Origin of the sequence: Brevundimonas staleyi, from assembly GCF_041893865.1 — a bacterium.
GTDB lineage: Bacteria > Pseudomonadota > Alphaproteobacteria > Caulobacterales > Caulobacteraceae > Brevundimonas > Brevundimonas staleyi.
Map to the genome: position 1 here is coordinate 2,990,802 of NZ_CP169082.1, position 21,245 is coordinate 3,012,046.

The window sequence follows — 21,245 nt, forward strand, 5'->3', positions numbered from 1 at the left end:
GGTTCGACGCCGGCGACTGACTTCCGAATTTATTCCTTAACTGGCCTTGTGGATCGCACACTGCCTTCCCACATCAGGTTCGATCTTTGACACGTCCATAGACCCGAAGCGCGGCCCTCACCGCCGATCGCTCTTGCACTGTCTTGCACTCGAAAATTCGAGAACAGTGCAGCCCGCGATTTGGCACGTTGGCACGTTGGCACTCCATTTTTCGAAACAGTGCCACTCTCCGATCCCGATGGGGACGGACCGCCTCGATCAGGCGCTGAGAGCCGATCGTTCCTGGACGCCCTCTGCGATGGCCCGCAGTCGTTCGGGCTGCTCGACACGCAGCGAGTGCAGCGACAACAGGGTCACGATCCCGGCGGTCTTCAGCTTGGTCAGTTCGCGACTGACCGTCTCGATGGTCAGCCCTAGATAGTCCGCGATCTCGGACCGGGTCATGGGCAGGTGAACGACCCCGCCAACCGAGGGACGGGCCGGATCCCGGTCGGGCAGATCGACCAGGAAGGTCGCGACCCGCTCCCGCGCCGTCTTTCGCCCCAGTAGCAGCATCTGGTTCTGGGCGGCCGACAGTTCATGCGCCGCACGGTTCAGCAGTGCGCTTTCCAGAGCCGGCCGCTCTCGCGCCAGCGCGCGGTACTCGCTCTTCCGGAACCGGCACAGCGAGGTGTCCTCGATGGCCTCGACCGAAAAGGCATGGGTGTCGCCGCTCGCCAGACCGATGAAGTCGCCGGTGAACAGAAAGCCCGTGATCTGGCGGCGGCCGTCCGGCAGCAACTTGTAGATCCGCATCGAGCCGGAGGTGACGTTGAACAGGCTGGTCGCGGCGTCGCCCTCGTGAACCAGGGGATCGCCCGCCTGCAGTCCGATGTGTTCGGCGATGGCGTCGAGCTCAGCCAGATCGCCGGGCGCCAGGCTGCCGCAGACGCTGAACTCGCGCGCGCCGCAGGTCGAACAGGCGGATTCCCTCCGCCGTTGGATGCAGAGTTCAGGCAGGGAGCGGAGTTCGATCATTCGGCCTCACAGTGGCGCTGACCTAGGCCCCTGCCCGCGTAGGCGCAATGGCGAGAGACAATCCGTCTCACCACGCCCGAAGCTCCAACCGGGATGATCGACGACGAGGCCGAACCTCGCCGCACGACAGCGGTGTCAGTTCGGCGTTTCGCCCGCGAGCGAACGGGCCAGGGCGACCACGATACGGCGCTGATCCGGCGTCTCGATCCGACCATAGGCCTCGAGCAGGGCCTTCGATCCGCTGACCGAGAAGAGGTCCAGACCGTCGCCGCCCGGCTCGTCGGCGTCGAAGAAGGCGCTAACCGGCTGGCCCAGGGCGTGGGAGATCAGCATCAGGCGCGAGGCCGACACGCGGTTGGTGCCGCGCTCATATTTCTGGATCTGCTGGAAGGTCACACCGGTGGCCTTGGCCAGGTCGGTCTGGGTCAGTCCGCGCAGTTCGCGCACGGCGCGGATGCGTTGACCGACGGCGATGTCGATAGGGTTCGGCGTGGGGGAGGTCATAGCGTCACGCTATGAACATTCCCTTCGGCCGACGCAACTCGCGCTCTCCTTTCACGAGAACGTCCCTCCCAGATTCCCGCCGCCAAAGCGATCATCAGACCGTAGAACATCAGGTAGAGGGTCGAGATATAGGCCCGCGCCATGATGGCCGGATCGATCAACATCCCGGCGTGGCTGAGCACCGCCAGAAGCTGGAAGGCGCAGCCGAACAGCAGCCAGATTCGGTGCTGCCGAACCAGCAGATAGAGGAAGACCGCCAGGTTGGCGGCGTCCACGATCAGTATGTTCCACTGGGGCGAGGTCCAGTCGTTCCAGTTCTGGACCAGGGGCGACAGGATGGAGGCGATCACGATCGAGATCGCGGCGACCCGCTCGGTATGCTCGCCCTTCCAGATGGCCAGGCCGCAGACGACGATGTTCAGGATGACGCCGCCGATCTGGGCCGTGGTCGCCAGGAACAGGACGTTGTCGTTGAACATGCGGGGGCCTCTCGGCGCGTCGCTGTGACGCGCCGAGAGCTATAGCTCAGGCGACGGCCTTGAGACCCATCGGACGGGTGTCGTCTTCGGGTTTGCCCGTGCCGGTGCCCTGCATCACGACGTGGCCCAGGCCGACCTGCGGCGCGGCGCTGGACAGGGCGTTGTGCGCGGCGACGATCCGGTCGCGGGCCTCGCCCAGGGCGCGGACCGAGCCGGTCACGCCGGTCATGGCGTCGCTGCCGAGGACTGCGGACAGGCCGTTTTCACGGCGCACGGTGGACATGGCGGCGATCAGGTGCGCGGCCTTTTCCAGGGCGGCGTCGATGGCGTCTTCGGTTTCGAACAGGGCGGTGGCCAGCTTCTGGCCGTACTGACGACGTTGCATGGGTCATCCTTCTCCCGCTGGGCGGGGGTTGTGGCAGGCGTTGATTGTGGAAGGCGGATCAGCGGGTCTGCTGGGCCTGGTCAGCCGTTTGCAGAAGCTTCTGGATGGTCAGGGTCGCCCCGACGGCTCCGGCGAGCAGGAAGGCGATGCCGCAGGTCAGGACGATCACCATCAGCAGGTCCCGCCCGACGCGGCGATAGTCGATGGCCGCAGATGTTCCGCGTTCGGCGGCCGATCGTTCTCGGGCAACAGTACGAGCCCGATGCAGATAATCTCGCGCAGCAGATCGAGCTTCGAGAGATATGGGCTCATCTCGCGGGTCACCTGGAGCAGGTGCAGAACCGCCGACTTCTCGGCCGGGGTTCGCGCCAGATCCTCGAAGACCGTCTCGAGATAGTCCCAGTTCCAGTCCAATGTCGTAGGGGTCAATGGGGCCTCCTTTCGCCGACAAGGAGGCGCTGCTCGAGGCCGTTTCCGCCACTCGGGACGGTTCCCCTACGGGTTCATTCCGTAGTTCGGGCCGCAGTCCGTCGCCGATGAGCATGAGCGCCGCGTCGCGCCGGGAGACGACGCCCATGACGTGACCCCCTGAAACTCCTCCACGAATAGCTAGAGTCCGCCCCTCGAAAGGACGGACAGAATGAAGCGATCACGGTTTACGGAAGAGCAGATCATCGGGATCCTGCGCGAGCAGGAGGCCGGTGTTCCGGTGGCGGATCTGTGCAGGAAGCACGGGCTGAGCTCGCCGACCTTCTACAAATGGAAGGCCAAGTATGGCGGCATGGACGTGTCGGAGGCCCGGCGGCTGAAGGCGCTGGAAGAGGAGAACGCCAAGCTGAAGCGGATGCTGGCGGACTCGATGCTGGACAACGTCGCGCTGAAGGATCTGCTGGGAAAAAAGTGGTGACGCCCGCTGCGCATCGAGCGGCGGCGGCGCACCTGCAGTCGGCTTACGGGATGAGCGAACGGCGGGCCTGCCGGGTGCTGGGCGTGGACCGGACGAGCGTGCGCTATCAGGCGACGCGACCGGACGACGGCGCCCTGCGCGATCGGCTGAAGGCCCTGGCCCAGGAGCGTCGGCGGTTCGGCTATCGACGTCTGCACGTGATGCTCCGGCGCGAGGGCCATGCGGTCAACAAGAAGCGTGTCCAGCGGATCTACCGCGAGGAGAAGCTGACGGTGCGTCGGCGCGGCGGGCGCAAACGCGCGATGGGCACAAGGCGGCCGCTGGAGATTCCTCTGGTCGCAAACCAGCGCTGGTCGCTGGACTTCGTGTCCGACCAGATGACGGACGGGCGGCGCTTCCGCATCCTGACGGTGATCGACAACTGCACCCGCGAGTGCCTCGGGCTCGTCGCCGACACCTCGCTGTCAGGGCGACGGGTGGCGCGCGAGTTGGACGCCATCATCCTGCGACGCGGGCGACCCGAGACGATCATCAGCGACAACGGCACGGAATACACGTCCAACGCCATCCTGGCCTGGGCCGACGACGCCGGTGTGGGCTGGCACTACATCGCGCCGGGCAAGCCTCAGCAGAACGGCTTCAACGAGAGCTTCAACGGCCGTCTGCGTGACGAGCTGCTGAACGAGACGCTGTTCCGATCCCTGCCGCACGCCCGTGCGGTGCTCGAAACCTGGCGGCGCGACTACAACGAAACCCGGCCGCACTCGAAGCTCGGCTGGCTGACGCCGCAGGCCTACGCAGATGCGCTCAGCGGAAAGATCGGCCGGTCCGCTGCGCTGGTTGGAGGCTGCGCTGACCGGCCTCTTGCCAACCCCACCAACCCCAGTTCAGATCACCAAAGGACTCTCGTTATGGCTGGATGAGAAACGGGGGTCACGTCACCCAGCTTCTTGCAGGCGGTCTCGATATGCTTGTCGACGGTCTTGGAGGAGATGCCGAGATCGCGCGCGATCTCCTTCGACTGGCGGTGCTGTGCGACACCCACCAGGCATTGTCTTTCGCGCGTCGTGAGCTGTTCTAGCCCGGCCATGGATCCACCCTGAACACAACCAACAGGGTTAATCGGCGGAACGCAAACCCCTATGCGATCAATCCGGACTTTTAGGCCGGGCGGGCGGCGTCACCAAGCCGGAATCCCGAAGGATCGGGGCGGTCAACATCGCCCCTTCCCTTAACGTCGTCACATGCGAACATCGGACTATGAGCGAACCGACCCACGACGATCTGATCGCCGCCGCCGAGCCGGAGGTTCGCGAGCGGCTCCAGGCCATCCAGGCCGAGGTGGAGCGACGGGTCGCGGGCGCGGAACGATGCGTCAGCTACAAGATGCCGGCCTACCGCCTGCGCCGGGTCTTCTTCTATTTCGCGGGCTTCAAGAAGCACGTCGGGGTCTATCCGCCGGTCGAGGGGCCGGAGGCGCTGATGGCCCGGCTGGCGCCCTATCGCGGGCCGAAGGGCAATCTGATCTTTCCGCACAAGGAGCCGCTGCCGGTCGATCTGATCGGCGAGGCCGCCGAGCGGCTGGCCGAGCAGTACGGATAGGCGGCCATTGTCAGAGGGGTTCGACGGGCGGCAGGATGGCGGCCTGTTGAATCGGAGAGCCCGACGATGAGAACCCTGTCCCTGCACCGTCGTTCGGCCTTGGCCCTTGCGGGAGGCGGTCTGTTCGCCGGTCTCGCGCCCCTGCCCGCCTTCGCGAAGTCCGAGGACTGGGCGGCCCTGGGGGCCGATGTGAAGGCCGAGTTCAAATGGGCCTGGGACCACTATGTCGAGAAGGCCTGGGGCAAGGACGAGATCAATCCCGTCTCGGGCACGTCGCAGTCCTTCTTCATCCAGGGGCACGACCTGGGCCTGTCGCTGGTCGAGGCGCTGGACACCCTGTGGATCATGGAGCTGGACGAGGAGTTCCAGGCCGGGGTCGACTGGGTGAAGGCCAATCTGAGCTTCGACATCGACGGCTACGCCCAGGTGTTCGAGACCAATATCCGGCTGGTCGGCGGGCTGCTGTCGGCCTTCCTGGCCTGCGAGGATCGGGTGCTGCTGGAGAAGGCGCAGGATCTGGCGGATCGGCTGCTGAAGGCCTTCGACGCCTCGCCCCACGGCCTGCCCTATCGCTATGTGAACCTGAAGACCGGGGCGGTGCGCGATCCGGAAACCAACCTGGCGGAGATCGGCACCTACATCACCGAGTTCGGGGTGCTGGGCGAGCTGACCGGGGATGAACGCTATTTCGCCGCCGCCAAGAAGGCGATGATGCACGCCCTGAACATGCGTTCCCCCATCGGCCTGATGGCGGCGAACATCCATGCGGAGACGGGCCAGTTCATCAGCCGGAACGCCTCGATCGACGTCTATGCCGACAGCTTCTACGAATACCTGTGGGACGCCTGGGAGCTGTTCGGCGACGAAGAGCTGAAGCTGGCGGCCGAAGAGTGCCTGAAGGCCATGATCGACCATCAGGGCAAGCGGTACGAGGGTCTGCTGTGGTTCCCGATGGTCGACTATGAGACCGGCGAGGTCACCAACACCTCCCAGACGGTGCTGGGCGCCTATCTGGCCGGGCTGCTGGGCCAGGCCGGGTTCAAGGCCGAGGGCGACGACTTCCTCAAGACCTACGAGACGATGCAGGCGCGGTTCCTGATCGTGCCGGAATCGACCGACGTCACAACCGCCCAGCCCCGGACGCTGCGCACGGGCCTGCGGCCCGAGGTCGCCGACGCGGCGCTGAACCTGTGGCAGCACGACCGGAACGACCGCTATCGCGCCATCACGGCCACCCACTATCGCAACATGAAGGCGTCCTCGAAGGCGGCCTATGGCTATACGGCGCTGCGCGACATCTCGACCCGGCCGATGACCCAGGGCGACAACTGCCCCGGCTACTGGTGGTCCGAGCAGATGAAATACTACTTCATCATGTTCGCCGAGCCGAAGCGGATCGACATCGAACGGCTGGTGCTATCGACCGAGGCCAATGTGCTGCGGGGTTTCGTCCGTTCGTCATGACGTCGTTCATGGTGACGAAACGGACGAAACGGACGAAAAATCCGGTGTTCGCCCTCTCCGCGAACGGTGACTGGGAAGTATAGGGGCGCTTCGGACTTGGGCAGGTTCGCGACGGGCCGGGTCCCGCCCACGCTGACCCAATCGGAATTTCGACGTCGAACAAAAAGTTTTGTTTGACGAAAGGCGCCCTAGCCGGCGGCCGACAGCGGCAGGGTCACACGGAACAGGCTGCCCTCCCCCGGTTTGCTCTCGACCTCGATCCGACCGTTCATCAGGGTCGCCAGACCGTGGCTGATGGCGAGGCCCAGACCGGCGCCGTCGGTGGCGCGGGTCGAGGTTTCGTCGCCCTGGGTGAAGGCGGTGAACAGGGTCTGGGCCGTCCCCGGGTCCATGCCGGGGCCAGTGTCGAGAACCTCTACGACGAGGCGGCGGGCGGTCTCGCGGGAGCGGACGGTGACCGTGCCCGACGCCGTAAAGCGGATGGCATTGTCGAGGATCGGTTCGATCAGGCGGGCGATCTGATCCTCGTCGCCGAGGCGCGCGGTGGGCGTCTGGGCTTCGACCTTCAGCTTCAGCCCCTTGGCGATCGCAGTGGCGCGATAGTCGCCGACGACGCGCTTCAGCAGCTTGTCGGGAACGAAGGCGGCGGGGGTCAGGGTCACGGCCTCGTTCTGAAGCCGCATGGCGGTCAGGAGGTTCTCGATGAGCCTGAGTTGGGCCTTGCCGGCCTCCTTCAGCACCACCATCCGGTCCTTCTGCTGCGGGGTCAGGAGGTCGCCCTCGATGATCTCGGCCATGCCCAGCACGCCGTTCAGCGGGGTGCGGAGCTCGTGGCTGATGTTGGACAGGAAGCGGGACTTGGCGTCGCTGGCGGCTTCGGCCTTGCGGAGCGCCACGGCCAGGGCCTGTTCGCTCTCGCCGAGCTCACGCACATCCTCGGCGACGCGGCGGAACAGGATGGTCGCGGCCAGAAGGGTGGCGGCCAGAAGGGCCAGCATCAGGGGCACGGCCTGACGCAGGATGGCGGCGCCCGGCGCCTCGGGCGTCCAGACGATCCAGCCGAGGGTCTGGTCGTCCAGCCCCGGGACCGCCACCGCCGCCTGATGACTGCCCAGTCGCGGTTCGACGCCGGACTGGTAGCTCGCGTGGGTCAGCCCGAGTTCCGGCCCCAGCGGGGCGATCATGGTCTCGAACGGCTTCATGGAGGCGACGATGGGGTCGGCGTCACGGATGGGACCATCGTCGGTGTGACGCACGACGGTCGAGGCGGCGGCGAGGAAGGTGCGATCTGCGACCTGGACCACCCCGGTCGATACGCGCACCGCCGCCATGGCGACCGCGGCGCGATCCCGCCCGACGGATCTGGCGCGCGCGTCCGCGACCAGAGGAGAGAGGGCCGCGGCATGGGGTTCGGCGGGGTCGTCGCCGGTCGCCTCGCCGTTCAGACTGACGCGGAGCAGACGACCGGGGCCGTCATAGACCACCGTCGCCTCATGTCCGCTCTGGGCGACGAAGAAGGGGGCGACGTGGTGGTCGATCCAGTCGAGATCGCGAGGTCCCGACAGCCGCACCACGGCCTCGTCCCAGATGGTGTTGGCGGTCAGATCCTCACCGACGCTTTTCAGCGCGCGGGCCAGACGCAGTTCGACCAGGGTCTGTTCCTTCTCGCGCTGGTGGGCGTCGATGGCCGAGCCGACAACGGCGAGCACGGTCAGGACCCCGGCCGCCGCCAGGACCACGAAGAGGACCGCGACCCGAAAGGTCTTCCACGTCCGCCTGCCCAAGACTCGAACTCCCACGCGATTCCGGTCGCGTACAAAGCGGCCCCGAAGCGAGGTGGTTGCCCGGATTCCGTGTCCGGGGGCTAGAGGTCTAGCCGAAGGTGAAGGCGAAGACCTGGGCGCCAGGGTCCAGGAACTCGATCTCGAACAGGTGTTCGCCCGCGCCGTCGGACCGGCGGATCAGCTGGTAGAGGCGCTGGCCGTCGATGGTCCCGACGCCCGCAGCGTCGATGTCCACGCCCGCGTCGGGGCCCGGCGCGCGGCCGTCGATCGTGACGCGGAAGCGGACGGGACGCCCCTCGGCCGAGCCCATGACCAGATGGAGGTCGCGGGCCTTGAAGCGGAAGGCGAGACGACCGCCGGTGGTCGCCTCGGCGTGTTCGGCGCGGAGGGTCCAGGCGCCGGCGAGGCCCCACTGGTTCAGGGCGAGCGACGCCGGGATGGAGTAGGTCTGGACGGCGTCGCGGACCGGGGTCTCGGGCGAGGTCAGGCCGCGCGTGCGGCTGTAGCCGACATAGGTCTCCGGCGAACCGACCTCCCCGCCCCCGGCCATCTCGGCGCCCGCGCTGCGGGTCGCGGCCATGTCGGCGCCGGGGTCGCGCCCGGCCTCGCGCAGGAGCTGGCGGATGATCCGTTCGGACTGGTCGTATTCGCCCTCGCCGAAATGGACGTGGCGGATGCGGCCGCGCGCGTCGATGAAATAGTGGGCGGGCCAGTAGCGGTTCGAATAGGCGCGCCAGATGGCGAAGTCGTTGTCCATGACCACCGGATACGGCAGGCCGAAGCGGCGGACCGCGTCGCGGACATTGGCCTCGGACTTCTCGAAGGCGAACTCGGGCGTGTGGACGCCGATCACGACCAGACCGGCGTCGCGATACTTCTCGGCCCAGCCCCGCACATAGGGGAAGGTCCGCACGCAGTTGATGCAGGAGTAGGTCCAGAAGTCGACGACCACGACCTTGCCGCGCAAGGACTCGATGGTCAGGGGGTCGGAGTTGATCCAGGTCCCGCCGCCCTCAAAGCCCGGCGCCGGGCCGAAGTCGGGCAGGTTCTCGACATCGACTTCACGGTTGGTGGCGGCCGGGGACGCCATGCCTGCGCGGGCCAGAAGGCTCTGTTCAATGGCGCCCGTGCTGGTCGCAGAGATGCGGGTCAGGAGGCCGGTGTCGAGGCCCAGCGCGATGGCGGCGACGCCGATCAGGACGAGGACGCCCAGACCCTTGCGCACCCACTCGCCGACGCCGAGCGACTTCTTCATCGTCTGGAAGACCTTGCCTCCGACCAGCAGGGCGAGTGCGAGCGAAGTCGCGGCGCCCAGGGCATAGGCGAGCAGCAGAAGGGTCGTATTGGCCGAGGCGCCTTGCAGCGCCGCGCCGGTCAGGATCAGGCCGAGGATGGGACCGGCGCACGGCGCCCAAAGCAGGCCCGTCGCCACGCCCAGCAGGAAGGACGGACCGATGGAAGATCGCCCGGCGGCCTGGGCCACGCTGGCCCGTTCGGTCAGCTTCGAGCCGAGGGCGACCAGAGGCCGGGTCAGGCGCTCCGCCAGCGACGGGAAGACCAGGGTCAGGCCCAGCACCGCCATGACGCCGAGCGCGATCCAGCGCCCCACCGCATTGGCCTGGACCGCCCATCCGCCGCCGACGGCCGCGAGGGTGGCGACGCCCGCGAAGGTCAGGGCCATGCCGACCAGAAGCGGTAGGCCGCTCTTGATGAAGGGCTGTTCCGCCCGCGCGAACACGAACGGCAGGACTGGCAGGATGCAGGGGCTGACGATGGTCAGGGCGCCGGCTAGGTAGGCGATCAGGAAGAGGAGCATGGGGGAAGCTACGCGTCCGGGGCCATGAGGATGCGACTATCGATCCAGCGGCACGCGCATGGCCAGGATTTCGCGGCTGCTGCGGGTGATGCCGTAGAGCATGCCGGGCGCGCTTTCGTCCCAGTCGATGGCCTGGCCCTCGGCCTCGATGCCGATGGTCTCGATGTAGCGCAGGACGCCGCCGCCGTCCGGCAGGGCGACGACATAGAGTTCGGGCAGGTCGTGGCCGGTCAGATAGAGCCGCCCGTCCGGTCCCCAGCCGCCGCCGGAAATGCTCATCGGCGCGATCCGCTCGAGGATGGAGGTCGGCAGGGCCCAGGCTTCCTTGCGTCGCCACTGGTCGTCGAAACGAACCAGGGTCGTGTGCCGGTGATCGCGCGGCGGCTCTCCGCCCCGGGCGTCATAGTTGGCGAACAGGGCCCACCAGTCGCCGTCGCGCCGCTCGACCCAGGTGATGGAGCCGGTCCCGAGACCCAGGCTGATCGAGCCGCGATGCGCCAGGGTCTGGGGATCGAACCGCTCCACCGTGCTGACGTGCGGCGCGGCGGGATAGTTGGAGCTGGCGCAGACCAGCTCGTCCTGGATCAGGGTGCAGGAGTTCACATGCGGATAGACGGCCGGGTCGCCCGACCATTCCGCCCGCTTCTCGCCCGTCGCCTTGTCGAGACGGACGATGGTGGAGTTGGACACCGCATAGACGTCGTGCGGACCCACGGCCACGCCCTGACGCGCTCCGGCGTCGTAGCGGCGGACGGTCTCGGCCTGGCCGGACAACGGGATCGGCGGCGGGGCGGCGTGGGCGGCCTGACCCAGCGCCGCCGCGATGAGGAGTGCGATCACCGCGCGCTCATAGAATAGGGCCGCGCGGCCCCGTCCGCGCCCCAGGTGCGGTTCGGCTCGGCGCCCATGACGAAGTGGAGTTCGCCGCCGGCGACGATCTCCTCATGGGTGATCCAGGTGCGCTCCAGCGGACGACCGTTCAGGGTGACCGACTGGATGTAGCGGTGGTCGTCCCGAAGCCCCGCCGTCGAGATCACGAACCGGCGGTCGTCCGGGAGGTTGATCGTCGTGCGCTCGGTGAAGGGGCGGCCGATGACGTACTGGTTGGAGCCCGGTGTGACCGGATAGAAGCCCATGGCCGTGAACATCAGCCAGGCCGACATCTGGCCCACGTCGTCGTTGCCGGCGAGGCCTGCCGGGCCGGAGTGGTACTGGCTCTCGACGATCTGCTTCAGACGCTCCTGGGTCCGCCAGGGCTGTCCGGCGTAGACATAGGCGTAGGCCGAGTGGTGGCTGGGCTCGTTGCCGTGGATGTACTGGCCGATCAGGCCGGCGATGTCCTCGGCGTGGGAGTAGTCGAGGCCCGTATTGTCGTAGTCGAACATGGCGTCCAGCTTGGCGACCGTGGCCTCGTCTCCGCCCATCGCGGTGACCAGGGACGCCATGTCCTGGGGCACGAACCAGGAATACTGCCAGGCGTTGCCCTCGGTGTAGTCGGAGCCGTAGTTGATCGCGACCGGGTCGAAGGGCTCGCGGAAGGAGCCGTCGGCCAGGCGGGCGCGGACGAAGCGCGTCTCCTGATCCCAGGTGTTCTTCCAGAAGCCGGCGCGGCGGTCGAACTCGGCGGTCACGTCGCGGCGGCCCAGACGCTCGGCCATCCGGGCGATGGTCCAGTCGTCATAGGCGTATTCGACGGTCTTGGAGGCGGCCTCCGGCTCCCGGTCGATGGGGACGTAGCCGAGGTCCATATAGTCGCCCAGGCCTCCGTAGGGACGGTAGGTGGCGGACGCGATCATGGCGTCCAGCGCCCGCTCGCCGTCGATGCCGGGAATGCCCTTCAGATAGGCGTCCGCGATCACCGGCACGGCGTGATAGCCGATCATGGTCCAGGTCTCCTGGCCGTGGAACGACCAGACCGGCAGGATGCCGTAGGGGCTGACCTGTTGCGCGGCGATCAGGGAGTTGACCATGTCGGCGTTGCGCTGGGCCGGGGCGACGAGCGTCAGCAGCGGATGCTCGGCGCGGAAGGTGTCCCACAGGCTGAAGGTCGAATGGACGGTGAAGTCCGCCTGGTGAACCTGATTGTCCGGCCCGCGCCAGCGGCCATCGGCGTCCGAATGGACCGAGGGCGCGATCAGGGCGTGGTAGAGGGCGGTGTAGAGGCTGATCTTCATCTCCGGCTCGGCCTGGATGTCGAGCACGGCCAGCGCATCGACCCAGGCCGCCCGCGTGACGCCGCGCTGTTCGTCGAAGTCGAAGCCCCGGCCTTCGGACTCCAGATTGGCGATGGCGCCCGCCTCGTCGACCGAAGAGATGGCGACCTTGACCACCAGGGGTTCGGTCAGGACGCCGAAATCGAAGGCGGCCTCCAGCGCGCGGCCCTGAACCTGTTGACGATCGTCCAGCGCCCGGCCCGGCTGGCGGAAGCCGTTGTAGGGAATGTCGGTCTCGCGGTTCTGGATCTCGCGGCCGACGATGGGCTGGGAGAAGCGCATGGCGAAATAGACCTGGCGGCCGGGCGCCCAGCCCCGCGTCTGGCGGAAGCCGGTGACCGTGCCGTCCGGATGCAGGCGGATGCGCGACCACAGGACCTTGCCCGGATAGTCGTAAATGGAGTGGCGCAGATCGAGCAGCACGCGCGCCCGCTCTCCGGGGGCGAAGGTGTAGCGATGCAGGCCGGTGCGGACGCCGGTGGTCAGTTCGGCCAGAACCGGTGTGTCGGTCAGCTGCACCGAATAGTAGCCGGGCTCGGCGGTCTCCGACGCCTTGTCGTAGCGGGAGCGATAGCCCGATCCGGGCTGGTCAACGTCGCCGACGTCCCAGCGGATGGTCTCGCCCGTCTGCGGCGTGATCAGGATGTCGCCGAGGTCCGAGTGGCCGGTGCCCGAGAAATGGGTGTGGGAGAAGCCCATGATGGTCGGGTCGTCGTGGCGATAGCCCGAGGCCCAATCATAGGACTGGCGGAAGTAGCGATAGTCGGTGTCGGGGCTCAGTTGCACCATGCCGAAGGGGGCGACCGCGCCGGGGAAGGTATGGCCCTTGCCCGCCGTGCCGATGAAGACATCCACGGCGTCCACCGGATCCGACACCTGGGCCCAGCCCGGCCCCGCCAGACAGACCGCCATCACCGCCGCCAGACCGATACGCCGCATCCGAATGCTCCCTCGCCGATTTTGAGAACCCTATCAGCCGGGATTCGCCGTGTCGCCCAAGTCGCGCAGGCGACGGAACGCCGGTCCGATCTCTTGCAAATCATTCGCAGTATATGGCAGAGGCCGTGCGTGACCGACGCCGCCGCAAAACCTGTCGACAAGCCCGCCCCCAAGGCGCGCTCGATGAACGGCGCGCGCGCCTTCTGGCTGAAGGAATTGCACCGCTGGCACTGGATCTCGGCGGGGCTGTCCCTGGCCGGGATGCTGCTGTTCGCGGTGACCGGCATCACCCTGAACCACGCAGGGCAAATCCCGGCCGATCCGGTGACGGTCGAGACGACCGCCACCCTGCCCGCGCCCCTGCTGGCACGCCTGTCCGACTTCCCCGAAGAGACGACCGACCCGGTGCCCGACGCCATCGCCCGCTGGGCCTCGTCGGAGTTCAAGGCTTCCATCGCCGGCAAGCCGACCGAGACGGCGTCCGACGAGATCTATGTCGCCCTGAAAGGCCCCGGCTCGGACGGCTGGCTGACCATCGACCGCGCCACGGGCAAGGCGGTGCACGAGACGACGACGCGCGGCTGGATCGCCTACGTCAACGACCTGCACAAGGGACGCGACACCGGCCCGGTCTGGTACTGGTTCATCGACGTTTTCGCCGTGGCCTGCATCGTCTTCACGATCACCGGCCTGACCCTTCTGTGGCTGCACGCCAGGAACCGCGCCTCGACCTGGCCCCTGGTCGGTCTGGGCATCGCCGTCCCCGTCATCATCGCCCTCATCTTCATCCACTGACGAGTTCCATCATGCGTACTCTGCCCCTGATCCTGGCCGCCGGCGCTGCCTCGGTCGCCGCCCCCGCCCTGGCCGCCGACCTGACGGTGACGGTCGAGGTGCCGACGATCCGGACCGCCGCCTATCACCGCCCCTATGTCGCCGTGTGGATCGAGCGCGCCGCCGACCAGGCGCCGATGCACACCATCGCGCTGTGGTACGAGGCCGGCGCCACGGCGCGCGGCGAGGGCGACGGCGAACAGTATCTGAAGGACATCCGCACCTGGTGGCGGAAGGGCGGTCGCGCGACCACCCTGCCGATCGACGGCGTGACCGGCCCGACCCGCGCGCCGGGTCGCCAGACCATCACCGCCGCGGCCGCCCGCATGAACGCCCTGCCGGCCGGAAGCTACAACGTCGTCGTCGAGGCGGCCCGCGAACAGGGCGGCCGCGAACTGGTCCGCGTGCCCTTCACCTGGGGCGGCGCGGCCAACAACGCCACCGCCACCGGAACCTCCGAACTCGGCGCCGTGCGCGTCGCCGTCACCCGCTAAGGATCGCCTGACATGAAGAAGTTCATCCTGCCCGCCCTGGCCGTCCTCGCCGCCGTCGCCGCGCCCATGTCGGCCAGCGCCCACCGCGGCTGGCTGATGCCGTCGCACACCGTCCTGTCGGGCGACAGCTTCTGGGTGTCGTTCGACGCCGGCGCCTCGAACGGCGTCTTCATCGCCGACCACGCCCCGCTGCGCCTGACGCCGCAGTCGCTGCAGATCACCGCCCCGGACGGCTCGGCCGGCGCGGCCGCCAACCTGATGCAGGGTGCCTATCGCACGACCTTCGACGTCGAGATCAACAAGCCCGGCACCTGGAAGATCGCCAACGCCTCGGCCGGCATGAACGCCAGCTGGATGCTGAACGGCGAACAGGGTCGCTGGCGCGGTCCGCAGGCCGAGATGGCGGCCAACATCCCGGCCGGCGCCACCGACGTCGTCTCGGCCTTCAGCGCCAACCGGCTGGAGACCTTCGTGACGCTCGGCAATCCGACCGAGACCGTCTTCACCCCGACCGGCGTGGGCATCGAGATGGTGCCCGTCACCCACCCGAACGACCTGGTCGCGGGCGAGGCCGGAACCTTCCAGTTCCTGCGCGACGGCCAGCCCTACGCCGACGCCGACATCATCGTGGCGCGCGGCGGCCTGCAGTATCGCGACAACCCGGAAGAGATGACGGTCAAGACCGACGCCGAGGGCAAGGTCTCCGTCACCTGGCCGGAAGCGGGCATGTACTGGGTCAACACTTCGTGGCGCGACCCGTCGGCCCCGGCCGGCGGCGGCCGCAACGGCCCGCCGGCCAACTCGGCCGCCTACACCGTCGTCCTGCAGGTCCTGCCCTGAGCCTTCGCGGTTCGCGCGGCGCCCCGCCGCCGCTCGACCTCCGCCAGGCGGACGAGCGGTCGGCGACCCGCGTCCTGATCCCGCCCATGAGCGCCCCGCCGTCCCGGCCCCCGGGCGACGAGGTCCTGCGCCTCAAGGGCGAGACCATGGGCACGAGCTGGTCGGTCGGCGCCGTCGCCCCCGCCGGGGTGACGGAGACCGCTCTGCTGGCCGTCATCCAGCCCGAACTGGACGCCGTGATCGCGGTGTTCAGCCCTTGGGAACCGACCAGCGAGATTTCTCGGTTCAACGCCGCGCCCGCCGGGGTCTGGGCCCTGTCCCAGGCCTTCTGGACGGTGCTGGATGCGTCGATGGATCTGGCCGACGACACCGATGGAGCGGTCGATCCGACGCTGGGCGCCCTGGTCGATCTGTGGGGGTTCGGCCCGCCCGGACCGCGCATCGGCTCGCCCGTGCCGCCGGAGGATGAGATCGCCGCCGCCCTGTCGGTCAGCGGCTGGCGGAGGCTGCGCCTGAACCGCGATGCGCGGGGGGCGGTCCAGCCGGGCGGGATGAAGCTCGACTTCTCCGGCATCGCCAAGGGCCATGCCGTGGACCGCGTCTCCGAGGCCCTGAGCCGTCTGGGCGCGACCTCCCACCTCGTCGAGATCGGCGGGGAGATGCGCGGTCTGGGCGTGAAACCTGACGGCCAGCCGTGGTGGATCGGTCTGGAGGAACCGCCAGGCGCCCCCTCCGCCCGCACCGTGGCGGCGCTGGTGGACATCGCCGTGGCCACCTCCGGCGACTGGCGGCGCGCCTTCGAACATGAGGGTCATCTCTATCCGCACACCCTGAACGGCCGCACCGGGCGTCCGATCGACAACGGCGTCACCTCCGTCACCGTCTTCCACGCCAGCGCCATGACCGCCGATAGCTGGGCCACCGCCCTGACCGTGCTGGGCGCCGAAGAGGGTCTGGCCCTCGCGACCGCCCACGGCCTCGCCGCCCAGATCGTCGTCCGCACCGAGGCGGGCATGGTCGAACACCTGACCCCCGCCTTCGTCGCCATGATGGACGAGGAAGAGGCGTGATCGACGATCCCGTGCGTCTGCTGTGGGCCGCCGCGACAGTAGTCATCTGGCTGGCCTTCACCGGCTGGACCGTCTGGCGGTTTCGCAGCAAGCCCGCGCCCGCCGCCCAGCCGGGATCGACCCTGATCGCCGTCGCCAGCCAGACCGGCTTCGGCGACGAACTGGCGGGGATGACGGCCAGGGCCTTCGCCGACGCGGGCCAGGTCGCCCAGATCAAATCCTTCGCCGAGATCGAACCCGTCGACCTGACCACGGCCGCGCGGGTGCTGTTCATCGCCTCCACCACCGGCGAGGGCGATGCGCCCGACAGCGCCTCGGGCTTCGTGCGGAAGGTCATGACCGGGGGCGCGAACCTGTCCGACGTCTCTTATGGCCTGCTGTCGCTGGGCGACCGGACCTATGCGGAGTTCTGCGGCTTCGGCCGGGCGCTGGACGGCTGGCTGAAGTCGGCGGGCGCCTCGCCCCTGTTCGACGCGGTCGAGGTGGACAACGGTGACGCCGCCGCCATTCGCCACTGGCAGGGCGAGCTCAGCCGCCTGACCGGATCGGTCGCCGCCCCCGACTGGGCCCCGCCGTCCTATGCCCACTGGCGTCTGGTCGAGCGTCGCCTGCTGAACCCCGGCAGCCCCGGCGAGGGCGCCTGGCATCTGGCGTTCGAGCCGGTCGACGGCGTCCTGCAATGGGTGGCGGGCGACATCGCCGAGATCGGCGTCCCCGCGCCCGAGGGCGGTCTGGCCCACCGCGAATACTCCGTCGCCTCCCTGCCCTCGGATGGGCGGGCCGAGTTCCTGATCCGGCTGATGCAGCGGCCGGACGGCACGCCGGGCCTCGCCTCCGGCTGGCTGACCCAGACGCTGAACGTCGGCGAGATCGCCCCCATGCGGATCCGCGCCAACCGCGCCTTCCACGGGCCGGATGCGGCGACGCCGATGATCCTGATCGGCAACGGCACGGGGATCGCAGGGCTCCGCTCGCACCTGAAGACCCGCGCGGTCCAAGGCTCGACCGCCGGCGCCTGGCTGATGTTCGGCGAGCGCACCTCAGCCCACGACCGCTTCCACGACGAAGAGCTTCAGGCCTGGCGGACGAACGGCGTCCTGACCCGGCTGGATCGCACCTTCTCGCGCGACGCCGGCGACGGCCGCTATGTCCAGGCCGTGATCGAAGCCGAGGCCGAAGCGGTCCGCGACTGGGTCGGGCGTGGGGCGGCGATCTATGTCTGCGGCAGTCTGGAAGGCATGGCCGGTGGGGTGAACGCGGCGCTGGAGACCGTGCTCGGCGCCGAGGCCCTGCGCGATCTGGTCGAAAACGGGCGTTACCGGCGAGACGTCTACTAGGGTTCGAGCGTAGCTTCCCCCGAGACTCGGGGGAGACGACCATGACGACGATCCGCAATCGCGCGCGCGCCTGGCTGCTGACGCCTGTGATGATGGCGATGGCGGCCATCACTCTTGGGCTGGCCGGATGCGCCACGCCCGCCGCCGGGCCCTCCGTCTACGGCGTCGCCGCCCCCGCCGTGGTGGTCGAGGCCTGGGTCGGGACGGTGCAGGAGGTTCGCAGCGACCGGGTCATGACCCTGTACCGGGCCTATGGCGGCGGGGCGAACCGGCTGGGAGCCTGGATGTCGGCGACCCTGCCCGCCTCCTCCGCCGCCGTGAAGGCCGAGATGGCCCTGCCGCCCCAGAACACGGCCGAGTTCTATTCCGTCGTCACCGTGCCCGCCGGAACCCTGATGAAGATCGGCATCGCCGCGCCCGCCTTCGATCAGCCGGGCGGAGGGCGTCAGGTTCAGCTCCTGGAACTGATCCCGGCCGAAAGCTTCTCCGACCCCATTCCGCTTCCATGAGCCAGATCGATCTACCCGACGGCGACCGCCTGATCCTGCACGGCCTGACCGCGCCCGAGACCGAGCGCGGCGCCATTGTGCGTCTGCATTCGACCGGCCGTCGTCGCTGGATCGCCCATCCGCCAGAGGGCGAGGGTCAGGACGCCTTCGTGGCCATGCGGGTCGAGGACGACGAAGTCGTCGCCGACAGCTTTCAGGGTCTGAGTCTGCGCCTGGACCTGAAGACCGGGGCGGTGCGCGGCGGGGCCTTCGTCAAATAGCGGGGGCGCGGTAGCCGAACCGGACCCAGGCCGCGAAGCCGATCATGACCGCCGCCAGAACGCCCAGCCACATCGGCCCGATCACGCTCCACAGCAGATAGACGTTCAGCGCCGAGATCACCGCGCAGATGGCGTAGCCGATCACCTTGACCAGCGGCCCGTTGGCGAACGGCCCCATCTTCGCCCTGTCGGAGGTCAGCATCATCAGTGGGAAGATGGCGAAGGGCAGCTGCATCGACAGGACGACCTGACTGATCACCAGGAGCTGGACCGTATCCCGCCCGCCGGTCGCGGAGACGATCAGCAGGGCCGGGACGATGGCGATGCAGCGGGTGATCAAACGCCGGATCCAGGGCTTGATGCGGATACGCAGGAACCCCTCCATCACGATCTGACCCGCGAGCGTGCCGGTGATGGTCGAGGACTGGCCCGAGCACAGCAGGGCCACGGCGAAGGCGGTCGCCGCCGCGCCACCCAGCGCGGGCGTCAGCAGTTCGTGGGCCTGACGCAGGTCGTCGACCTCGATCCCGGCCTTGAAGAAGACCGCCGCCGCCAGGACGAGGATGGCCGCATTGACGAAGAAGGCGGCGCCCAGGGCCACGATGGTGTCGACCGTGTTGTGGCCGATGGCGGCTTTCAGATCGGCCGGCCCGCGCCCGTGCGCCCGCGTCTGGACGATGGAGGAATGCAGATAGAGGTTATGCGGCATCACCGTCGCACCGAGAATGCCCAGCGAGATCAGAAGAGCCCCTCCCCCCGGCAGGCTGGGCACGAAGGCCCCCTGCGCGGCCGCCGCCCAGTCGGGTTGGGCCAGAAAGATCGAATAGGCGAAACAGGCGCCGATGGTCGTCACCAGGGCGATGACGATGGCCTCCAGCCAGCGGAAGCCGACATTGACCAGCATCAACAGGATCAGGACGTCGAACCCGGTGATCAGCACGCCCCAGACCAGGGGAATGCCGAACAGCAGGTTCAGCGCCACCGCCGCCCCGACCAGCTCGGCCAGGTCGCAGGCGATGATGGCCACCTCGCAGAGCAGCCAGAGCGCGATGGAGGTCGGCTTCGAATAGTGGTCGCGACAGGCCTGGGCCAGGTCCTTGCCGGTCACGAGGCCCAGCCGGGCGCACAGGACCTGAAGGAAGATGGCCATCAGGTTGGAGGCCAGGATGACCCACAGAAGCGCGTATCCGAACTGGCTGCCGCCCGCGAGATCGGTGCCCCAGTTGCCCGGGTCCATATAGCCGACGGCGACCAGAAACCCCGGCCCGGAGAAGGCCAGCATCCGCCGCCACCACGGACGCGCGGCCCCGCCCGTCCGCCACACCGGGATCGTCCGGTGCGCCTCCGGCAGGGATTTGTCGGGGTCGCTCAGGGCCGTCATCGCCGCTCCGCCTGAAATTCAGCAAAGGCTGAATTTCAAGGTGCGACATTCTGTCCAAAGGCTGCGAAAATCAACCGCCCTTGTTGAGCCGTTTCGTCATCGCTTCGAACAGGGTCAGGGTCTCGGGGCTGACATGGTGCTCGATGCCCTCGGCGTCGGCCTCGGCCGTCTCGCCGGAGACGCCCAAGGCGATCAGGAACTCATGGACGATCCGATGCCGCTCGCGCGACGCCGCCGCCATCGTCTCCCCCGCCTCGGTCAGGGTGATGGAGCGATAGGGCTTGGTCTCGACCAGACCGTCGCGTTGCAGCCGTTGCAGGGCTTTGGCCGCCGTGGCCGGGGCGACGCCCAGACAATCGGCCAGGTCCGTCAGCCGCGCCGAGCCCGTCTCCGCGATCAGGTCGCCGACCATCTCGACATAGTCCTCCGCCACCTCGCTGGAGCGGGCGTCGCGCATTCGACGAAAGGCGGCGGCGCGTCGGGCGGCGCCGGGAACCTGAACCACGTCGGTCTCCTGAATCACGCGGGCCCTTCCGCGCGCGGCCATCCTAGACGACGCCGCCGGTGAATTCATCGTCCTGTCGCGAAAGGCGCTCAAGGACCGCGACGTGGTATCGAGACCTCCGATGCGTTTGCTCCGCCCCGCCCTGATCGCCTTGACCCTGCTGGCCTCGCCCGTCGCGGCCCAGACGCCGGCGACCGCGCCGATCCCGGCCGCCGCCGAGCCGCTGCAGTTCTATGTCTTCAGCTTCACCGACACGCCGGTGGCCGAGGCGGCGCAGGACGTGGTCGGCGGGGCTCTGTCCTATGACCTGACCATCGATCCGGCCGTGGACGGCCTCGTCACCTTCCGCGCCGACGGCTGGTACTCGTCGGACGCCCTGCTGAAGGACTTCGGCGCCGCCCTGCTGGATCAGGACATCGCCCTGATGCGGACCGGGCGGGGCGCCTACGCCGTCGTGCCTCGCGCCAATGTGCCGATGATGATGGCGCGCGGCGGGAGCCTGATGACCCTGGCCGAGTCCGCGACCGCCAGCCCTCCGGTCGCGGTCGCCGCCGTCGATGCGCCGGTCGCGGTCTATGGCCGGGATCGCTGGTGGGAGGGGGCGTTCGCGGCCCTGATGATCTTCTTCGGCGGCGCGCTGGCGGGCGCGGCGGCCCTGTTCGGCGGCCAGACGGTCTATCGCCGTGCGGAGGCGCGGGCGCGGATCACGGCACCCCTGCTCCGCCTCACCGACCAGCGCCAGCCGGTCGCCCGCCCGCCCGAGGGCGCCGAGGCCGATCCCGACCTCGTCATCCCCCGGTTCGACGAGCGCCGCCCTTAAACCCGCTCATCCCCGCGAAAGCGGGGACCCAGTGCTTTCGAGAGGCACAGGTGCGCGGGATTGATTTCAGTGAGCCCGCGTTTCT

The 21,245-nt window shown here is 68.5% G+C and carries 23 protein-coding genes; 11 read left to right on the forward strand and 12 right to left on the reverse strand.

The genetic code is table 11. From position 1 onward, the window contains the following. Positions 1–258 precede the first annotated feature (258 nt). The 5 genes from ACETK8_RS15125 to ACETK8_RS15145 all read right to left on the reverse strand — a co-directional run bounded on the left by ACETK8_RS15125 (position 259) and on the right by ACETK8_RS15145 (position 2,814). Positions 259–1,017 carry a helix-turn-helix domain-containing protein gene (locus tag ACETK8_RS15125; protein ID WP_374036659.1) on the reverse strand — a complete coding sequence of 253 codons (759 nt, stop codon included), beginning with the start codon at positions 1,015–1,017 and terminating at the stop codon, positions 259–261. A gap of 135 nt (positions 1,018–1,152) precedes the next feature. After that, positions 1,153–1,521: a helix-turn-helix domain-containing protein gene (locus ACETK8_RS15130; protein ID WP_374036660.1), complete on the reverse strand. Its 369-nt coding sequence runs from the start codon at positions 1,519–1,521 to the stop codon at positions 1,153–1,155. Next, the gene (locus tag ACETK8_RS15135; protein ID WP_374036661.1) at positions 1,518–2,000 is read right to left on the reverse strand and encodes a hypothetical protein; all 483 of its coding nucleotides are present in this window, start codon (positions 1,998–2,000) and stop codon (positions 1,518–1,520) included. The genes ACETK8_RS15130 and ACETK8_RS15135 overlap by 4 nt, the downstream gene beginning before the upstream one ends. A gap of 46 nt (positions 2,001–2,046) precedes the next feature. Continuing rightward, complete coding sequence (locus tag ACETK8_RS15140) at positions 2,047–2,385, reverse strand: hypothetical protein (protein ID WP_374036662.1); 339 nt, start codon at positions 2,383–2,385, stop codon at positions 2,047–2,049. A 171-nt stretch (positions 2,386–2,556) separates the two neighbouring features. Beyond that, positions 2,557–2,814, reverse strand: a complete 258-nt coding sequence (locus ACETK8_RS15145; protein WP_374036663.1) for a hypothetical protein — start codon at positions 2,812–2,814, stop codon at positions 2,557–2,559. A 211-nt stretch (positions 2,815–3,025) separates the two neighbouring features. Between ACETK8_RS15145 and ACETK8_RS15150 the strand changes: the two genes are divergently transcribed. Further along, positions 3,026–4,215, forward strand: a protein-coding gene (locus tag ACETK8_RS15150; protein WP_249341170.1) for an IS3 family transposase whose coding sequence is annotated in 2 segments (ribosomal slippage) — positions 3,026–3,278 and positions 3,278–4,215 — 1,191 coding nt in all. Because the reading frame shifts where the segments join, the coding sequence is not laid out codon by codon here. Here ACETK8_RS15150 and ACETK8_RS15155 read toward each other — a convergent pair. After that, complete coding sequence (locus ACETK8_RS15155) at positions 4,185–4,382, reverse strand: LuxR C-terminal-related transcriptional regulator (RefSeq protein WP_374036664.1); 198 nt, start codon at positions 4,380–4,382, stop codon at positions 4,185–4,187. The two genes, ACETK8_RS15150 and ACETK8_RS15155, sit on opposite strands and share 31 nt — an antisense overlap. A gap of 170 nt (positions 4,383–4,552) precedes the next feature. Between ACETK8_RS15155 and ACETK8_RS15160 the strand changes: the two genes are divergently transcribed. Both ACETK8_RS15160 and ACETK8_RS15165 read left to right on the forward strand, forming a co-directional pair. Continuing rightward, entirely contained in the window at positions 4,553–4,894 is a 342-nt protein-coding gene (locus ACETK8_RS15160; protein ID WP_374036665.1) for an iron chaperone, read from the forward strand. 66 nt (positions 4,895–4,960) lie between these two features. After that, positions 4,961–6,358: a glycoside hydrolase family 47 protein gene (locus ACETK8_RS15165; RefSeq protein WP_374036666.1), complete on the forward strand. Its 1,398-nt coding sequence runs from the start codon at positions 4,961–4,963 to the stop codon at positions 6,356–6,358. Positions 6,359–6,546: 188 nt separating this feature from the next. On the opposite strand, the gene ACETK8_RS15170 is transcribed toward ACETK8_RS15165, so the two are convergent. From ACETK8_RS15170 to ACETK8_RS15185, 4 genes are all read right to left on the reverse strand, one after another. After that, on the reverse strand, positions 6,547–8,142 hold the full coding sequence (locus ACETK8_RS15170; protein ID WP_374036667.1) for an ATP-binding protein: 1,596 nt from the start codon (positions 8,140–8,142) through the stop codon (positions 6,547–6,549). A gap of 88 nt (positions 8,143–8,230) precedes the next feature. After that, positions 8,231–9,958 carry a cytochrome c biogenesis protein DipZ gene (locus tag ACETK8_RS15175; protein ID WP_374036668.1) on the reverse strand — a complete coding sequence of 576 codons (1,728 nt, stop codon included), beginning with the start codon at positions 9,956–9,958 and terminating at the stop codon, positions 8,231–8,233. Between the two features lie 36 nt (positions 9,959–9,994). Beyond that, complete coding sequence (locus ACETK8_RS15180) at positions 9,995–10,798, reverse strand: hypothetical protein (RefSeq protein ID WP_374036669.1); 804 nt, start codon at positions 10,796–10,798, stop codon at positions 9,995–9,997. Beyond that, positions 10,795–13,110 carry a GH92 family glycosyl hydrolase gene (locus ACETK8_RS15185; RefSeq protein ID WP_374036670.1) on the reverse strand — a complete coding sequence of 772 codons (2,316 nt, stop codon included), beginning with the start codon at positions 13,108–13,110 and terminating at the stop codon, positions 10,795–10,797. The genes ACETK8_RS15180 and ACETK8_RS15185 overlap by 4 nt, the downstream gene beginning before the upstream one ends. 183 nt (positions 13,111–13,293) lie before the next feature. On the opposite strand from ACETK8_RS15185, the gene ACETK8_RS15190 reads away from it, so the two are divergent. The 7 genes from ACETK8_RS15190 (at position 13,294) to ACETK8_RS15220 (ending at position 18,454) form a co-directional block, all read left to right on the forward strand. Continuing rightward, a complete protein-coding gene (locus ACETK8_RS15190) occupies positions 13,294–13,905 on the forward strand; it encodes a PepSY-associated TM helix domain-containing protein (RefSeq protein ID WP_374039414.1) in 612 nt (203 codons plus the stop codon). Between the two features lie 11 nt (positions 13,906–13,916). Next, positions 13,917–14,438, forward strand: a complete 522-nt coding sequence (locus ACETK8_RS15195; RefSeq protein WP_374036671.1) for a DUF2271 domain-containing protein — start codon at positions 13,917–13,919, stop codon at positions 14,436–14,438. A gap of 12 nt (positions 14,439–14,450) precedes the next feature. Next, positions 14,451–15,278 (forward strand): DUF4198 domain-containing protein, encoded by an 828-nt coding sequence (locus ACETK8_RS15200; protein ID WP_374036672.1) that lies wholly within the window; start codon positions 14,451–14,453, stop codon positions 15,276–15,278. Between the two features lie 86 nt (positions 15,279–15,364). Further along, positions 15,365–16,348, forward strand: a complete 984-nt coding sequence (locus ACETK8_RS15205) for an FAD:protein FMN transferase (protein WP_374036673.1) — start codon at positions 15,365–15,367, stop codon at positions 16,346–16,348. Beyond that, entirely contained in the window at positions 16,345–17,685 is a 1,341-nt protein-coding gene (locus ACETK8_RS15210) for a sulfite reductase subunit alpha (protein WP_374036674.1), read from the forward strand. Before ACETK8_RS15205 ends, ACETK8_RS15210 begins: the two co-directional genes overlap by 4 nt. A gap of 41 nt (positions 17,686–17,726) precedes the next feature. After that, complete coding sequence (locus ACETK8_RS15215; protein ID WP_374036675.1) at positions 17,727–18,194, forward strand: glycohydrolase toxin TNT-related protein; 468 nt, start codon at positions 17,727–17,729, stop codon at positions 18,192–18,194. Further along, positions 18,191–18,454: a hypothetical protein gene (locus ACETK8_RS15220; RefSeq protein ID WP_374036676.1), complete on the forward strand. Its 264-nt coding sequence runs from the start codon at positions 18,191–18,193 to the stop codon at positions 18,452–18,454. The genes ACETK8_RS15215 and ACETK8_RS15220 overlap by 4 nt, the downstream gene beginning before the upstream one ends. On the opposite strand, the gene ACETK8_RS15225 is transcribed toward ACETK8_RS15220, so the two are convergent. Further along, positions 18,447–19,835 (reverse strand): Nramp family divalent metal transporter, encoded by a 1,389-nt coding sequence (locus ACETK8_RS15225; RefSeq protein ID WP_374036677.1) that lies wholly within the window; start codon positions 19,833–19,835, stop codon positions 18,447–18,449. The two genes, ACETK8_RS15220 and ACETK8_RS15225, sit on opposite strands and share 8 nt — an antisense overlap. 70 nt (positions 19,836–19,905) lie before the next feature. Further along, on the reverse strand, positions 19,906–20,340 hold the full coding sequence (mntR, locus tag ACETK8_RS15230; RefSeq protein ID WP_374036678.1) for a manganese-binding transcriptional regulator MntR: 435 nt from the start codon (positions 20,338–20,340) through the stop codon (positions 19,906–19,908). A 121-nt stretch (positions 20,341–20,461) separates the two neighbouring features. Between mntR and ACETK8_RS15235 the strand changes: the two genes are divergently transcribed. Next, complete coding sequence (locus ACETK8_RS15235) at positions 20,462–21,160, forward strand: hypothetical protein (RefSeq protein ID WP_374036679.1); 699 nt, start codon at positions 20,462–20,464, stop codon at positions 21,158–21,160. Positions 21,161–21,245: the final 85 nt, after the last annotated feature.

Excerpts from the sequence above, each read along its gene's own strand:
- ACETK8_RS15235 (WP_374036679.1), top strand. The coding sequence starts at position 20,462 with ATGCGTTTGCTCCGCCCCGCCCTGATCGCCTTGACCCTGCTGGCCTCG.
- ACETK8_RS15135 (WP_374036661.1), bottom strand. The coding sequence starts at position 2,000 with ATGTTCAACGACAACGTCCTGTTCCTGGCGACCACGGCCCAGATCGGC.
- ACETK8_RS15215 (WP_374036675.1), top strand. The coding sequence starts at position 17,727 with ATGACGACGATCCGCAATCGCGCGCGCGCCTGGCTGCTGACGCCTGTG.
- ACETK8_RS15140 (WP_374036662.1), bottom strand. The coding sequence starts at position 2,385 with ATGCAACGTCGTCAGTACGGCCAGAAGCTGGCCACCGCCCTGTTCGAA.
- ACETK8_RS15200 (WP_374036672.1), top strand. The coding sequence starts at position 14,451 with ATGAAGAAGTTCATCCTGCCCGCCCTGGCCGTCCTCGCCGCCGTCGCC.
- ACETK8_RS15195 (WP_374036671.1), top strand. The coding sequence starts at position 13,917 with ATGCGTACTCTGCCCCTGATCCTGGCCGCCGGCGCTGCCTCGGTCGCC.
- ACETK8_RS15165 (WP_374036666.1), top strand. The coding sequence starts at position 4,961 with ATGAGAACCCTGTCCCTGCACCGTCGTTCGGCCTTGGCCCTTGCGGGA.
- ACETK8_RS15160 (WP_374036665.1), top strand. The coding sequence starts at position 4,553 with ATGAGCGAACCGACCCACGACGATCTGATCGCCGCCGCCGAGCCGGAG.
- ACETK8_RS15225 (WP_374036677.1), bottom strand. The coding sequence starts at position 19,835 with ATGACGGCCCTGAGCGACCCCGACAAATCCCTGCCGGAGGCGCACCGG.
- ACETK8_RS15205 (WP_374036673.1), top strand. The coding sequence starts at position 15,365 with ATGAGCGCCCCGCCGTCCCGGCCCCCGGGCGACGAGGTCCTGCGCCTC.
- ACETK8_RS15185 (WP_374036670.1), bottom strand. The coding sequence starts at position 13,110 with ATGCGGCGTATCGGTCTGGCGGCGGTGATGGCGGTCTGTCTGGCGGGG.
- ACETK8_RS15175 (WP_374036668.1), bottom strand. The coding sequence starts at position 9,958 with ATGCTCCTCTTCCTGATCGCCTACCTAGCCGGCGCCCTGACCATCGTC.
- ACETK8_RS15220 (WP_374036676.1), top strand. The coding sequence starts at position 18,191 with ATGAGCCAGATCGATCTACCCGACGGCGACCGCCTGATCCTGCACGGC.
- ACETK8_RS15155 (WP_374036664.1), bottom strand. The coding sequence starts at position 4,382 with ATGGCCGGGCTAGAACAGCTCACGACGCGCGAAAGACAATGCCTGGTG.
- ACETK8_RS15190 (WP_374039414.1), top strand. The coding sequence starts at position 13,294 with ATGAACGGCGCGCGCGCCTTCTGGCTGAAGGAATTGCACCGCTGGCAC.
- ACETK8_RS15125 (WP_374036659.1), bottom strand. The coding sequence starts at position 1,017 with ATGATCGAACTCCGCTCCCTGCCTGAACTCTGCATCCAACGGCGGAGG.
- ACETK8_RS15130 (WP_374036660.1), bottom strand. The coding sequence starts at position 1,521 with ATGACCTCCCCCACGCCGAACCCTATCGACATCGCCGTCGGTCAACGC.